Origin of the sequence: Streptomyces sp. H27-D2, from assembly GCF_035828615.1 — a bacterium.
In the GTDB taxonomy this organism is placed as follows: domain Bacteria; phylum Actinomycetota; class Actinomycetes; order Streptomycetales; family Streptomycetaceae; genus Streptomyces.
Map to the genome: position 1 here is coordinate 47,798 of NZ_JAYMZR010000013.1, position 13,866 is coordinate 61,663.

12 protein-coding genes and 1 riboswitch are annotated in these 13,866 nt (G+C 69.3%); of the genes, 4 read left to right on the top strand and 8 right to left on the bottom strand.

Translation table 11 applies throughout. From position 1 onward, the window contains the following. Nucleotides 1–42: 42 nt before the first annotated feature. The 7 genes from QMK28_RS08080 to QMK28_RS08110 all read right to left on the bottom strand — a co-directional run bounded on the left by QMK28_RS08080 (nt 43) and on the right by QMK28_RS08110 (nt 8,490). On the bottom strand, nt 43–1,095 hold the full coding sequence (locus QMK28_RS08080; protein ID WP_326436373.1) for an ABC transporter ATP-binding protein: 1,053 nt from the start codon (nt 1,093–1,095) through the stop codon (nt 43–45). Between the two features lie 113 nt (nt 1,096–1,208). Continuing rightward, nucleotides 1,209–2,255 (bottom strand): ABC transporter ATP-binding protein, encoded by a 1,047-nt coding sequence (locus QMK28_RS08085; RefSeq protein WP_443050580.1) that lies wholly within the window; start codon nt 2,253–2,255, stop codon nt 1,209–1,211. A 41-nt stretch (nt 2,256–2,296) separates the two neighbouring features. Continuing rightward, nucleotides 2,297–3,307, bottom strand: a complete 1,011-nt coding sequence (locus QMK28_RS08090; RefSeq protein ID WP_326436336.1) for an ABC transporter permease — start codon at nt 3,305–3,307, stop codon at nt 2,297–2,299. Between the two features lie 99 nt (nt 3,308–3,406). After that, nucleotides 3,407–5,161, bottom strand: a complete 1,755-nt coding sequence (locus QMK28_RS08095; protein WP_326436337.1) for an ABC transporter substrate-binding protein — start codon at nt 5,159–5,161, stop codon at nt 3,407–3,409. A gap of 31 nt (nt 5,162–5,192) precedes the next feature. Beyond that, nucleotides 5,193–6,191, bottom strand: a complete 999-nt coding sequence (locus tag QMK28_RS08100; protein WP_326436338.1) for an ABC transporter permease — start codon at nt 6,189–6,191, stop codon at nt 5,193–5,195. Between the two features lie 460 nt (nt 6,192–6,651). Next, nucleotides 6,652–7,395, bottom strand: a complete 744-nt coding sequence (locus tag QMK28_RS08105) for an enhanced serine sensitivity protein SseB C-terminal domain-containing protein (RefSeq protein ID WP_326436374.1) — start codon at nt 7,393–7,395, stop codon at nt 6,652–6,654. Nucleotides 7,396–7,611: 216 nt separating this feature from the next. Further along, entirely contained in the window at nt 7,612–8,490 is an 879-nt protein-coding gene (locus QMK28_RS08110) for an enhanced serine sensitivity protein SseB (protein ID WP_443050581.1), read from the bottom strand. Between the two features lie 285 nt (nt 8,491–8,775). Between QMK28_RS08110 and QMK28_RS08115 the strand changes: the two genes are divergently transcribed. Then, the gene (locus QMK28_RS08115) at nt 8,776–9,411 is read left to right on the top strand and encodes a hypothetical protein (protein WP_326436340.1); all 636 of its coding nucleotides are present in this window, start codon (nt 8,776–8,778) and stop codon (nt 9,409–9,411) included. Between the two features lie 185 nt (nt 9,412–9,596). On the opposite strand, the gene QMK28_RS08120 is transcribed toward QMK28_RS08115, so the two are convergent. Further along, entirely contained in the window at nt 9,597–10,253 is a 657-nt protein-coding gene (locus QMK28_RS08120) for an AAA family ATPase (RefSeq protein WP_326436375.1), read from the bottom strand. Between the two features lie 247 nt (nt 10,254–10,500). Continuing rightward, nucleotides 10,501–10,612, top strand: a riboswitch (glycine riboswitch). Between the two features lie 204 nt (nt 10,613–10,816). On the opposite strand from QMK28_RS08120, the gene gcvT reads away from it, so the two are divergent. The 3 genes from gcvT to glyA all read left to right on the top strand — a co-directional run bounded on the left by gcvT (nt 10,817) and on the right by glyA (nt 13,848). Beyond that, complete coding sequence (gene gcvT / locus QMK28_RS08125) at nt 10,817–12,010, top strand: glycine cleavage system aminomethyltransferase GcvT (protein ID WP_326436341.1); 1,194 nt, start codon at nt 10,817–10,819, stop codon at nt 12,008–12,010. Nucleotides 12,011–12,153: 143 nt separating this feature from the next. Further along, a complete protein-coding gene (gcvH, locus tag QMK28_RS08130) occupies nt 12,154–12,531 on the top strand; it encodes a glycine cleavage system protein GcvH (RefSeq protein WP_326436342.1) in 378 nt (125 codons plus the stop codon). 45 nt (nt 12,532–12,576) lie between these two features. Beyond that, a complete protein-coding gene (gene glyA, locus QMK28_RS08135; RefSeq protein ID WP_326436343.1) occupies nt 12,577–13,848 on the top strand; it encodes a serine hydroxymethyltransferase in 1,272 nt (423 codons plus the stop codon). Nucleotides 13,849–13,866 lie beyond the last annotated feature (18 nt).

Sequence of the window (13,866 nt, forward strand, 5' to 3'; positions counted from 1 at the left end):
TCCCGCCTGGGCATGCACATGACTTTGCTAAGTCGTCATGCGCTACATGCCCGTTGACCTCTGTACACCCGACGACTCGCCCGGCACCTGGTCCGGAGCGTTCTCCGGGTGGTGGCACGCCACCTGGTGGCCGGTCTTGAGCGCGATCAGCGGCGGCTCGGTCGTCTTGCACACCTCGGTCGCCTTCCAGCACCGGGTGTGGAACCGGCAGCCGGACGGCGGGTTGATCGGCGAGGGCACATCGCCCTTGAGCAGGATGCGCTCGCGCTGGGTGCGCCGCTTGGGGTCGGGCACCGGCACCGCGGACATCAGCGCGTTGGTGTACGGGTGCATGGGCGCCCCGTACAGCGCGTCCCGGTCGGCGAGTTCGACGATCTTGCCCAGGTACATGACCGCGATCCGGTCCGACACATGCCGGATGACGGACAGGTCGTGCGCGATGATCACATACGTCAGGCCCAGCTCGTCCTGGAGGTCGTCCAGCAGGTTGACCACCTGGGCCTGGATCGACACGTCCAGCGCCGAGACCGGCTCGTCCGCGACGACCAGCTTCGGCTTGAGCGCGAGCGCGCGGGCGATCCCGATGCGCTGCCGCTGGCCGCCGGAGAACTCGTGCGGATAGCGGTTGTAGTGCTCGGGGTTGAGGCCCACCAGCTCCAGGAGGCTCTGCACCTCCTTCTTCACCCCGCCCGCGGGCGTGACGTTCTGGAGCCGGAACGGCGTGCTGACGATCGCGCCGACGGTGTGCCGCGGGTTCAGCGAGGAGTACGGGTCCTGGAAGATCATCTGGACGTCGCGGCGCATCGGCCGCATCTTGCCCGCGCTCAGGTGCGTGATGTCACGCCCCTGGAACTCGACCTTCCCGGCCGTCGGCTCCAGCAGCCGGGTGATCAGCCGTCCCATCGTCGACTTGCCGCAGCCCGACTCGCCGACCACGCCCAGGGTCTCCCCCGGCCGTACGTCGAAGTCGATGCCGTCCACCGCCTGCACCGCGCCGACCTGCCGGCTCAGCACTCCCTTGGTGATCGGGAAGTGCTTCACCAGGCCGGACACCTTGAGCAACGGCTCCCCGTCGGCGACCGACGGCTTGCGCAGCGAAGACTTGGGTCCGGCCGCGCTCTCTTGCGGCCCGCTCTTGCCGGGCTGTGCTTTCTGGGGTTCTTGTGCTTTCTGGGGGTCCTCGGGCTTCTCGGGCACAGCCTGGTCCTTCACAGCTTGGGCGCAATCTCTTCGGTCCAGATGCGCGACCGCTCGTCCTGCGTCATGTGGCAGGCCGCGAAGTGCCCCTCGCCGACCTCACGGAGCAGCGGGATCTCGGTGCGGCTCGCGTCGTTGGCCGGCACGTCCGCGTACGGGCAGCGGGGGTGGAAGGCGCAGCCGCTGGGCACGTTGATCAGGCTGGGCGGAGTGCCCTTGACCGGGATGAGCCGGGCGGTCTGCTCGCGGTCGATGCGCGGCATCGATCCCAGCAGGCCCCAGGTATAGGGGTGCTGTGGCTCGTAGAAGACCTTCTCCGCGGTGCCCCGCTCGATGGCCTTGCCGCCGTACATCACCATGATGTCGTCGGCCAGTTCGGCGACGACGCCCAGGTCGTGGGTGATGATGATGACGCCGGAGCCGAACTCCTTCTGCAGATCGCGGATCAGGTCCAGGATCTGCGCCTGGACGGTGACGTCCAGGGCGGTGGTCGGCTCGTCGGCGATCAGCAGCTCGGGGTTGTTGACCAGTGCCATCGCGATCATGGCGCGCTGGCGCATACCGCCGGAGAACTGGTGCGGGTAGTCGTCGAAGCGCTGGTCGGGCTCCGGGATGCCCACCCGGTCCAGCATCTCGACGGACCGCTTGCGGGCGGTCTTCTTGTCGACCTTGTTGTGCACCCGGTAGCCCTCGGAGATCTGCGCCCCGATCGTGTAGTACGGGTGCAGCGCGGTGAGCGGATCCTGGAAGATCATCGCCATTTTGCTGCCGCGCAACCGGCGCACCCGGTCCGGGTCGGCGCCGATCAGCTCTTCGCCGTCGAGCCAGACCTCACCGCTGATGCGGGCGCTGCCCGCGCGGTGCAGGCCCATGACACCCAGTGAGGTCACGGACTTGCCGGAGCCGGACTCGCCGACGATGCCCAGCGTTCTGCCGCGCTGCACGTCGAAGCTGATCCCGTCGACGGACTTGACCAGGCCGTCGTCGGTGTCGAAGTGGATGCGCAGGTCGCGTACCGAGAGGAAGGTCTCCGGGGCGGCGGCCGGCGGGGTCGCCACCGGCTCGCCGACGGCCGCCGCCGGCTTCTTTTCGAGCTCGCTCACGAGTACCTCACCCTGGGGTCGATGGCGGCGTACACCAGGTCCACCAGCAGATTGCAGAAGACGATGAAGAAGGCGGCGGTCAGCGTCACACCCATCACGATCGGCAGGTCGTTGTCCTTCACGGCCTGGATGGCGTACGCACCCATGCCGTTGAACGAGAAGACCGTCTCGGTGATGACGGCGCCGCCGAGCAGCAGACCGAAGTCCATGCCGAAGATGGTGACGATCGGGGTGAGCGCGGCGCGCAGACCGTGCTTGGTGACGACCTTGCTCTCCCGCAGGCCCTTGGCCCGTGCGGTGCGGATGTAGTCCTCGCCCATCGTCTCCAGCATGCCTGCCCGCGTTAGTCGGGCGTACAGCGCGGAGTAGAGGAAGGCGAGGGTGCACCACGGGATGATCAGGTTCCAGAACCATTCGGCCGGATTCTCCCCGAATGGCACATATTGGAGATTTTCCCAGATGGGCCATTGATAGGTGAACAGCGCCAGGCAGAGCGTGCCGGTGAAGAACATCGGCAGCGAGACGCCGGCCAGCGCGACGCCCATGGCGATGCGGTCGAAGATCGAGCCGCGCCGGAGCGCCGAGAGGACGCCGATCGCCACACCGGATATCAGCCACAGCACCGCCGCGCCGATGGCGAGGGAGAGCGTGACCGGGATACGGGCGGTGATCTCGGGCCAGACCTCGACGTGCTGCTTGAACGAGTAGCCGAAGCAGGGTGCGTGACACACCGAGGCGTCCGGGCCGAAGTTGTACTTCGCCCCGACGAAGATCGCCTTGATGAACTGCCAGTACTGCGCGTACAGCGGCTGGTCGAAGCCGAGGTTTTTCTTGATGGCGGCGATGGACTCCGGGTTGGCGTCCTTGCCTACGTATTGGGTGGCCAACTGTGTGACCGTTTGCCCGCCTAGGCGGGGGACCAGGAAGAAGATCGCGAAGGTGACTGCGCTGACCACCAGCAGCAGTAGCACCGCGGCGAAAACGCGTCGGATGATGTACGCAGTCACAGCCGTCCGGCGCCGGGCCCGCCGGACCGGGGGTTACCCGGTCCGACGGACGCCAGTGCCTTCACCTGCCTTTCGAGGAAATCGGCGGCTGGGCCGCTGCTACTTGGAGGAGCCGATCAGCAGGTAGTCGTACATACCGAGGTACGCCTGGGTCACCGTGACGTTCGTCGCGGACTTCGGCCGGTACAGGAAGTTCTTGCGGTAGAGAAGCGGCACGGCGGAGGCGTTCTCCATGACCAGCTTGTCGACCTCGCCCCAGATCTTGGTGCGCTCGGCGGCGTCCGTGGTGCCGATGCCCTTGGTCAGGGTCGCGTTGATCTTCTTGTCGTCGAGCTCCATGAGGTTGTTGCCACCGGACGGCTTGATCGCCGAACCGTTGACGATCTGGTCCAGGAAGCCGAAGCCGGTCGGCCAGTCAGCGCCCCAGGCCATCATCATGAGGCCGATCTTGTGCTCGTGGACGTAGCTGGGCACACCCACGAAGTTGGCGAAGTACTTGCCCGCCGGGAAGGTCTTGATCTCCGCGGAGACCTTGATCTTCTTCAGCGACTCCTGGATCGCGGTCGCCATCGAGACCTCGTCAGGACGGTCCGAGCGCGCGGTCAGCGTCGTCTTGAAGCCGTTCGGCTTGCCGCACTTCTTCAGGGACGCCTTCGCCTTGGCGACGTCACCCTTGTTGCCCGGGGTCTGGTACAGGTCGAACTTGGAGTAGCCGTTGACCGAAGGCGGCAGCAGCGTGCTGGCGACGTCGCCCTTCTTGTCGCCGCCGATCACGCTCTGGACCGATGCCTTGTCGACCGCCCACTGGACCGCCTTGCGGCAGTCGACGTTGTCGAAGGGCTTCACCTTGAGGTTCATCGCCATGTAACTCGTGGCGCCGGCGTACGGGTTGTCCGTCCGCGCGAGCTCGTCCTTCTGGGTGATGACCTTCGGCTGCGTCTTCGACTGCAGTCCGAGGCCCTCGGCCGCCGCCGTGATGTTGTCGGCGAGGAGGTTGTTGTCGATCGTGACCGCGTTGACCTTGAACCGAATGTTGATCTTGTCCGGCAGCGCCGGGCGGATCGGGTCGGTCTTCTTGTCCCACTGCGGGTTGCGCACCAGGGTGGCGCTGCGGCCCTCCTGGTAGGACTGGAACTTGTACGGGCCGGACGAGACGATCTTCTTCACGTACGACGCGCCCTTGTCGGCCTTCGCCGGCACGGGGGCCGTCTGCGAGAAGGTCGCGAGGTAGTCGAAGTCCGCGAAGGGCTTCTTCAGGTTGAAGATGATCGTCTGGTCGTCGGGGGTCTCAATGGACTTGAGGCCGTCCTCGGACTTGTTCTTGTACGGACCCTTGTACTTGTCGCCGCCCTCAAGGTACGCCTTGAAATACGTCGGGCCGTTCGACAGCGCCTCGGGCGCGAAGTTGCTGCGCTCGACCGCGTACTTGACGTCCTTGGACGTCACCGGGGTGCCGTCCTCGAACTTCACGCCCTTGCGCAGGGTGTAGGTCCACGTCTTGGCATCCGCGCTGGCCTCGCCGAGCTTCTCCGCCAGGTCGGGGACGACCTTGAGGCCGTCCTTGCCCGCCTTCGGGTCGAAGCTCGTCAGCGAACGACCGTACAGGCGGGAGAAGTTCTGCACCCAGCCGTAGTACGTGTTGCCCGGGTCCAGGGAGTCCGGCACGTCCGGGTGCTCAAGGGTGACCGTCCCCCCCTTCTTATCGGACTTGTTCACCAGCGAGGTGAGACCGGCATCCGCCTTGGAGGAGCCGCCACCCTTGCCGTCGCTGTCCTTCGAGCCACCGCACGCGGATGCCCCCAGCGCCAGCGCCACGGTGATCGCCACCGCAGCTGTCGCTTTTCTAGTGTTCATCCTGAGGAAAGCCCCCTCGATCGACGCATCATCACTTGCTGCGGGGGTCGAGGGCGTCTCTCAGCCCATCGCCCAGCAGGTTGAACGCCAAGACCGTGACAAAGATCGCCAAGCCCGGCACGAGCATGTACTGCATGTCGACCTCGTACAGATCGGTCGCGCTGGTGAGCATGCCGCCCCACGACGCCTGCGGCGGCGCGATACCCACGCCGAGGAAGCTGAGCGCGGCCTCGAAGAGGATGTTGGTCGGGATCAGCAGCGTCGAGTAGACGAGGATCGGAGCGACCAGGTTGGGCAGCAGTTCACGGAAGAGAATGAACGGCCCTCGGGCGCCCAGGCTCCGCGACGCCTCGACGAACTCCCGCTCGCGCAGGCTGAGCGTCTGGGCCCGGACGATACGGCCCATATAGGGCCAGTTGAAGAACCCGATCACGAAGATCAGCACGCTGACCCGCAGCGGCAGACCCTCCAGGCCGAACGCCCCGTCCTGCAGCGAGGCGGAAATGGAGATCGCGAACAGCAGCAGCGGAAAGGCCAGGAAGGTGTCCATGGTCCGGCTGATGATGCTGTCCACCCAGCCGCCGTAGAACCCGGCGATGACGCCCATGATCGTGCCCAGGACGACGGAGAGCAGCGTGGCGCCCGCGGCGACCAGCAGTGACACCCACGAGCCCTCGATGATGCGGGCCAGCAGGTCGCGGCCGTACTGCGGGTCGACACCGAGCGGGTGATCCCAGCTCATGCCGCCCCATCCGCCCTTGGGCGCGAGCAGTTCGGGGTCGATCAGGTTCTGGTTGAAAGCGTTGGGGTCGAGCCCGAACACCGACTGGATCGGCTTCGCCAGCACGGCCATCAGCACCAGGAGCAGCACGACGACGGCGCCGACGACGGCGACCTTGTCACGCTTGAATCGCATCCAGGCGATCTGGCCGAGGGAGCGTCCCTCGATCTGGCTTCGTTTGACCCCGGTGAGGACAGCCTCCGGCTGCGCCTCGGCTTCCGCCCCGGTGGTCTCGATCGGTGCGGTCACGGTGCGTTTGACCCCTCTCGGCCGACGGTGGTCGGCCCGCGCCCGCCGCTGTAGCGGCTTGGTTCAGATCAGTTGGATCACGGGTGCAAGTCGTGCGAACGGTGCAGAAGTTCACCCGAGGCACGTCCCGTACACAAGGGCGAAGACCCTTGCTGCGGGAGTCTTCAACGCATTCACGATCACGCGCCAGCCCTGACGGTGAATGTTTGCGCAACCGTGATGCGGGAACGGGCCTTCCGTTATACGGACAGCGGCTGCGACTGAGCGGATCACCGGGCCCGCTGAACAGGCTCCGACCATGGGTTTTATCGGGGTAATCCATCGCGAAACGGCCTCGTTGCGAGCCGTGCGGGACACCTCTCCGTACCTGTCAGCGCCTGCCAGTACCTGTCAGTACTCGCCGGCGCGCGTCCGCACCCGTCGGCGCTCGTCCGCGCTCGTCCGCGCCCGTCCGCGCCCGTCAGTAGGGGCGCGGGTATCCGTAGCCGTACGACTGGGCCGGCGCGGCCGCTCCGCCGCCGAAGGCGTCCCGGTCGAAGAACGGGCGGCTGTTGGCGCGCATCCACATCGCCACCGGGTCGTAGTCGTCGGTCATCGCGACCGTCGAGACCGGCAGCCCGTCCGGCACCGCGCCGATCGACTGCTGCATCATCAACCGGACCGAATCCACCGCTTGTTGCCCGGTGTCGTACAGATCCAGACCAATCGCCAGATACGGTGCGCCGAGGGCGGGCTGCACCCAGGCCCGGCGCAGCGCCCGGACGGCGGGCGTGCGGTGCGCGTTCTGGGTCAGCTGGGCGTAGAACTGCGGCAGTTCGATGGCCGGGTCGGTGATGCGCAGCGGTCCGGCGGGCAGCCGGTCGAGACCGCCGGCGATCCGGCGCAGGTCCAGCCAGGGGATGCCGACGCCGCCGCCGGGGGCGTGCGGGTTGAGCCACAGGCCCCAGCGGTCGGGGAAGAGCGCGGTGGCGATGTCCCGTCCGGACACGACCTCATGCGCACGATTCCAGCCACTCGCGGCCAGCTCCTGCGCGGAGGTCACGCAGGGCGCGTAGCCGAGCCCGTCGACCTCCATGTTCCCGTACTGGGCGTCGGGGGAGCCGGCCTGGCCGTGCCAGAGCAGCATCCACACCTGATCGCCGGTGAGGGCCAGCAGCAGCGCCTCGTAGGCGTCCAACCGGCCCGGGGTGACCTGCCGCAGCATCTGCTCGACCTGGCCCGCTGCCGCTGGTCCGCCTCCCGCGCTCACGTGGTTCCGCCCCTTCTTCCGGCCATCCGGCCTGTCCCCCGTTCCAAGGCACGTGCGTGCGCCCCGTCTCGGCCATCCAACCAGCTTACGAGCCCGTCGAGGCTCCTCTTGGAGTACTCACCGGGCAGTCACCGGACAATCCCGGCGCGGCCCGTAGGCGCCCCGAGGCGCTCAGCGGTCCCATGCGAAGAACGGACGGACCCACTCCAGCATCCAGTCGCCGACCCGGTCCTTGGCGATGTCCAGCAGCACCAACTGCACCGGCCAGCGCACCGGGACCGCCCCCAGGGCCCGTCCCAGCGCGTCCATCGCGGCCTCCCGGTCGGACGGCTCCCAGCGGGAGAGCGCGACGCCGACGAACAGCGCCGGCTCGCCGCCCTCGACGCTGGCCAGCGCGCGGCGCGCGGAGAGCACATTGCCGGTGGCCGAGAACTCGTGTGCGGCGGCGGCCAGGAAATCGACCGGTTCGTCCTGCCAGTCGGGCTCGAAGAGCCGCACCCGGCCTCCCCCCGCCGGTCCGTCCAGCTGACTGCGGCCCACCCGGCACAGCTCGGCGACGGCGGCGGGCGGCAGCGGCACGCCGACCGCTCCGTCGGGGTTGACGGCGAGACCGACCTGCGGCGGCAGCCCGCGCGCGAACTCGCGGGCCGGGGCCACGGTGAACGACATACGCACGCCGACGACCTGGCGGAACTGCTGCTCCGAGCTGAAGACCGGGACGTACGCGCCGCCCTGGATCTCCATCGTCGGCAGGTCCAGATCCGGGCTGCCGGGTCCGCCGCCGTTGGGCAGCGGCACCCAGAGGTGGCTGCGGCCGAGCACCTCCAGGATGCGGGCGCCCGCGCCGGGCGTGCCGAGCGAGGCGGCGAGCACCTCCTCCAGCTCATTGGCGGGGAAACCACCGGGGTGCTCGACGGGGGGCCCTGCGGGGTATCCCGCCGGAGGCCCTGCGGGGTGTCCCGCCAGGGGTCCTACGGGGTGTCCCGCCGAGGATCCGCCGGGTATTCCGCCCAGCGCCAGGGAGTGCTCGTGCTGCTCCGGGATGTTCATCTCGTCCAACCGCCGTCTCGTTCCGACCTGCACCGGCACCCTAACGGCTGCACCGCCGACAGGGCTCGCCCTCGGCCGGAATTCACGACAAAGGTCCAGGTCACGGCGGTGCCCCGGACGCCAACCCGGAAACGCTGGGTGTCCGTCCAGTTGCGGAGTGTGCCCGGCGGTCCGGACGGTGGAACCAGGGAACGGCAGGAAGTGGCGGGAAATCGCCTCCGGGCCGCCCCCCGATGGCAGCGATGTCCGCTGTACCGGTCCGCACTACCGAAAGGACCCCCAGATATGCATCCCACTCGAAAGACCGGCGTCCTGGTCTCCTCGCTCGTAGCCGGTGCGCTCGTCCTCGGAACCGCCGGAACGGCAGTCGCGGTGACCGAGCAGGACCCCGCGCGGTCCGTCGGAACCGTCCCGGCCGCACCCTCGGCCGCCCTTCCGGCCGGCCAGGGCGACCCGCTGGGCCCGCTGTCCGCTCTGCTCAAGCCGGTCACCGATTTGCTCGGCGCCTTGACGGGCGCTCCGAGCGGGAGGCTGCCCGCCGCCGACGCCGCCAGGCTCGACGACGCCGCTGACGCCGTCGTCGACGCCTACGCCCTCGCGAAGGCCCAGGGGCCCAGCCTGCAGTCCAGGAGCGGTGGCGAGACGGACGGGCCGGCCCCCTCCGCGGCACTGGGCGCGAACTCCAAGGACGCCGCGTCCCCGGCGGACCGCAAGGTACGCGCCGCCCTTCGGGCGAAGACCGACTCACTGATCAGGGCGAGGGCCGCCGACGCTCCGCTGCCCACGGTGTCCGACCTCGCCAAAGCGATGGCCGAAGTGTCCGGTTTGGGGACCGCCGTGGCCGGTCACGGGCTGGGCAAGCTCGCGGAAGTCATCGGCCTGCCTCTCACGGGCCTGCCTCTCACCTCGCAACTGGAATAGGCGCGACTGGGGGAGGACCGGCTGAGGTCCTCCCCCCGACCGGTGTCCGGGAGGCGCCCCCAGGGTTTCGCGTCGTTCGGCCGCACCGTCCTCAGTCGCCGAGGGCATCCCTCCACCGGCGGACCCGGTCAGCCATCGCGCTCACCCCACTGGTCAAACCACTGGTCAAACCACTGGTCGAACCACTAGTCGAACCCGATCAAGCTCAACGCGTCGACCTCCGCGCGCCCCAGCACCACCGCCGACGCACACCCCCGCGGCAGCACCCCCGCGTCCGCCTCCGCGATCAGCCGCCCGACCGCCCTGCGGTGCCGCGCGAAGGCGTAGCCCGAGACGTCACGGCCGCGCGAGGCCTGCCCGGCGAGGGCGAGCTCGGGCGGCACGTCCAGCAGGACGAGATGCAGCTCGCGGCCCCGCCGCCGCGCGTCCTGGGCCAGCCGGCGGCGGACCCAGGCGAGCGTCCCGCAGTCGTGCACCACCACGCTCGCGCCCGAGCGCAGCGCGTCGCGCAGCCCCCGGTAGTGGGCGAGCCGGACCAGCGGCCGGTAGAGGGCGTACGGCAGCCACGCGGGCAGCCTGCGCGCCCACTGCTCCCGCATGTCCTGGGAGTCGATCCGCAGCACCGGGCCGCCCCGGTCGTCGAGGCCGGGCACCGTCCGCCGGATCAAGGTGCTCTTGCCACTGCCGGGCAGACCGGAGACGACCACGAGGTCCCCCACGGCATAGCGGAGCCGCCGGGCGCGCGGCACCCCGCCGCTCCCGGCCCGTGCGGGCTGTTGCGGGACCGCGCCGTGCGCGACCCCTTGCTGTGTCGCGTACGCACCATGGCTCTGCACCGTGATCGTCCTCCCCGGTCCGGTCACTGCCGCTGTCCCCGAAGAGTGTCAAGAAAAGGTAATGGGGTTCAAGGTGAACGCCGTGCCACCAGTGGGCGTCCCCCTCGTACGGCGGGCGTGAGCCGGGCACGGAGCGGGGGTACGGCGGGCGTACGAGGGGGAGCGCGGCGGCCGTCCGAAGAGATTCGGCCCGCGAAGTTCACCCGTCGCGCACGCGTGCAATGATGTCCACGCCAACTCCATAACGGCCGCTTGAATCCGCGCGGGAGAGTCCCCGGAACCGGTAGTACACCGCCGGACGCCGGGGCGCCGAAGGAGCAAGTCCTCCCTTGAATCTCTCAGGCCCCTGATACCGCGCGGGCGAGGCAGATCTGAAAAGCGAGCCGCAGCCCGCGGCTCCACCCAAGGTGCAAACCGCTCCCCTCACCGGGACCGCGGTGAACCTCTCAGGTTCCGATGACAGATGGGGAGGCTGTGCTTTGTCGTTCCCGTCGTTCCGCCGTCGCTCCATACCGGCGGCAGACGACCCGTCCGACATCGCCACGCCATCCACGCCTGGGAGCCAACCGATGACTGCTCAGACCACTCCGCCCGAGGACACCGCGGCGCCCCGCCGCACCGCCCTCGACGCGCTGCACCGCTCGCTCGGCGCGACCATGACCGACTTCGCCGGCTGGGACATGCCGCTGCGCTACGCCAGCGAGCGCGACGAGCACCTCGCCGTCCGGGCCCGCGCCGGGCTCTTCGACCTCTCCCACATGGGCGAGATCACCCTGACCGGACCGCGGGCCGCCGACCTGCTGGACTACGCGCTGGTCGGCAACATCTCGGCGGTGGCCGTCGGCCGGGCCCGCTACACCATGATCTGCGCCGCCGACGGCGGCATCCTCGACGACCTCATCGTCTACCGCCTCGGCGAGAGCGAATTCATGGTCGTCGCCAACGCCTCGAACTCCCAGGTGGTGCTGGACGCGCTCACCGAGCGGGCCGCCGGATTCGACGCGGAGGTCCGCGACGACCGCGAGAACTACGCGCTGCTCGCCATCCAGGGCCCGGAGTCGGCCGGCATCCTCAAGGGCCTGACCGACGCCGACCTGGACGGCCTCAAGTACTACGCCGGGTTGCCGGGCACCGTCGCGGGCGTCCCCGCCCTGATCGCCCGCACCGGCTACACCGGCGAGGACGGCTTCGAACTGTTCGTCGCGCCCTCCGACGCGGTCGCCCTGTGGCAGGCGCTTGTCGGGGCGGGCGCGGGCGTCGGTCTCGTACCGTGCGGCCTGTCCTGCCGGGACACGCTGCGCCTGGAGGCGGGCATGCCGCTCTACGGGCACGAGCTGACCAGCCGGACCACCCCCTTCGACGCCGGTCTCGGCCGGGTCGTGAAGTTCGAGAAGACGACGAACGAGGGCCGCTTCGTCGGGCGCGAGGCGCTCGCCGAGGCCGCCGCCAAGGCGCAGAGCGCGCCGCCGCGCAAGCTGGTCGGCCTGATCGCCGCCGGCCGCCGGGTGCCGCGCGCCGGATTCGCGGTCGTGGACGCCTCGACCGGCGCCGTCATCGGCGAGGTCACCTCGGGCGCCCCCTCCCCCACCCTCGGCAAGCCGATCGCCATCGCCTACGTGGACGCCGGCTACGCGGCGGCCCCCGCCGGAGCCGACGCCGAGGCTTCCCCGGCCGGCCCGACGCCGGGTGTCGCGGTCGACATCCGCGGGACCCATGAGCCGTACGACGTCGTCGCGCTGCCGTTCTACAAGCGCGAGCGCTGACCCGCCCGAGCGCCGGTCCGCCCACCGGGCCTGCGCCGGCGGGCCGCCGTTCGTCCGCCGCCCCGCCGTCGTCCCAGCCGATCTCGCGTCCATTCGTACGCCCCGCTGCGCGAGCACCCCTTCAGATCCGGGAGAATTCCGCCATGAGCAACCCCCAGCAGCTGCGCTACAGCAAAGAGCACGAGTGGCTCACCGCCCCGGTAGAGGGCGTGTCCACCGTGGGCATCACCTCGCACGCCGCCGACGCGCTCGGTGACGTCGTCTTCGTCCAGCTCCCCGAGGTGGGCGACACCGTCACCGCCGGCGAGACCTGCGGTGAGCTGGAGTCGACCAAGTCGGTCAGCGACCTCTACGCACCGGTCACCGGCGAGATCACCGAGACCAACCAGGACGTCGTCGACGACCCGGCGCTGGTGAACTCCGCACCCTTCGAGGGTGGCTGGCTGTTCAAGGTGAAGGTCGAGAAGGAACCGGCGGATCTGCTCTCCGCCGACGAGTACACCGCCTTCACCGGCAACTGAACACACCGCACGGGTCCACACCTCACGGGAAGACACGAATACCTGATGTCGCTTCTCAACGCCTCCCTCCACGAGCTCGACCCGGACGTCGCCGCCGCCGTCGACGCCGAGCTCGTCCGCCAGCAGTCCACCCTTGAGATGATCGCCTCGGAGAACTTCGCTCCGGTCGCCGTCCTCGAAGCCCAGGGGTCGGTTCTCACCAACAAGTACGCCGAGGGCTACCCCGGCCGCCGCTACTACGGCGGCTGCGAGCACGTGGACGTCATCGAGCAGATCGCGATCGACCGCGTCAAGGCCCTCTTCGGGGCCGAGGCCGCGAACGTCCAGCCGCACTCCGGCGCCTCGGCCAACGCCGCCGCGATGTTCGCGCTGCTCAAGCCCGGTGACACGATCCTCGGCCTGGCGCTGGCCCACGGTGGCCACCTGACCCACGGCATGAAGATCAACTTCTCCGGCAAGCTCTACAAGGTCGCGGCCTACCACGTCGACGAGAAGACCAACATCGTCGACATGGAGGAGGTCGAGCGCCTCGCCAAGGAGCACCGCCCGCAGATGATCATCGCGGGCTGGTCCGCCTACCCGCGGCAGCTCGACTTCGCGGAGTTCCGCCGGATCGCCGACGAGGTCGGCGCGTACCTGATGGTGGACATGGCACACTTCGCCGGCCTGGTCGCCGCGGGACTGCACCCCAGCCCGGTGCCGTACGCCGACATCGTCACCACCACCACGCACAAGACCCTCGGCGGTCCGCGCGGCGGCGTGATCCTGTCCAAGGCCGAGCTCGCGAAGAAGATCAACTCCGCGGTCTTCCCCGGCCAGCAGGGCGGCCCGCTGGAGCACGTGATCGCGGCCAAGGCGGTCTCCTTCAAGGTCGCGGCCACCGAGGAGTTCAAGGAGCGCCAGCAGCGCACGCTGGAAGGCGCCAAGATCCTCGCCGAGCGGCTGATGCTGCCCGACGCCACCGAGACGGGCGTCTCCGTCCTCTCCGGCGGCACGGACGTGCACCTGGTCCTGGTGGACCTGCGCAACTGTGAGCTGGACGGCCAGCAGGCCGAGGACCGGCTGCACGAGGTCGGCATCACGGTCAACCGCAACGCGATCCCGAACGACCCGCGGCCCCCGATGGTCACCTCGGGCCTGCGGATCGGCACCCCTGCGCTGGCCACCCGCGGCTTCGACGCCGACGACTTCCGCGAGGTCGCCGACGTCATCGCCGAGGCGCTGAAGCCCTCCTTCGACGAGACGATCTCCAAGGCGCTCGCCGCCCGCGTCTCGGCGCTGGCCGCGAAGCACCCGCTGTACCCCGGGTTGAAGTAGCCTCGGTTCTGGGGCGGG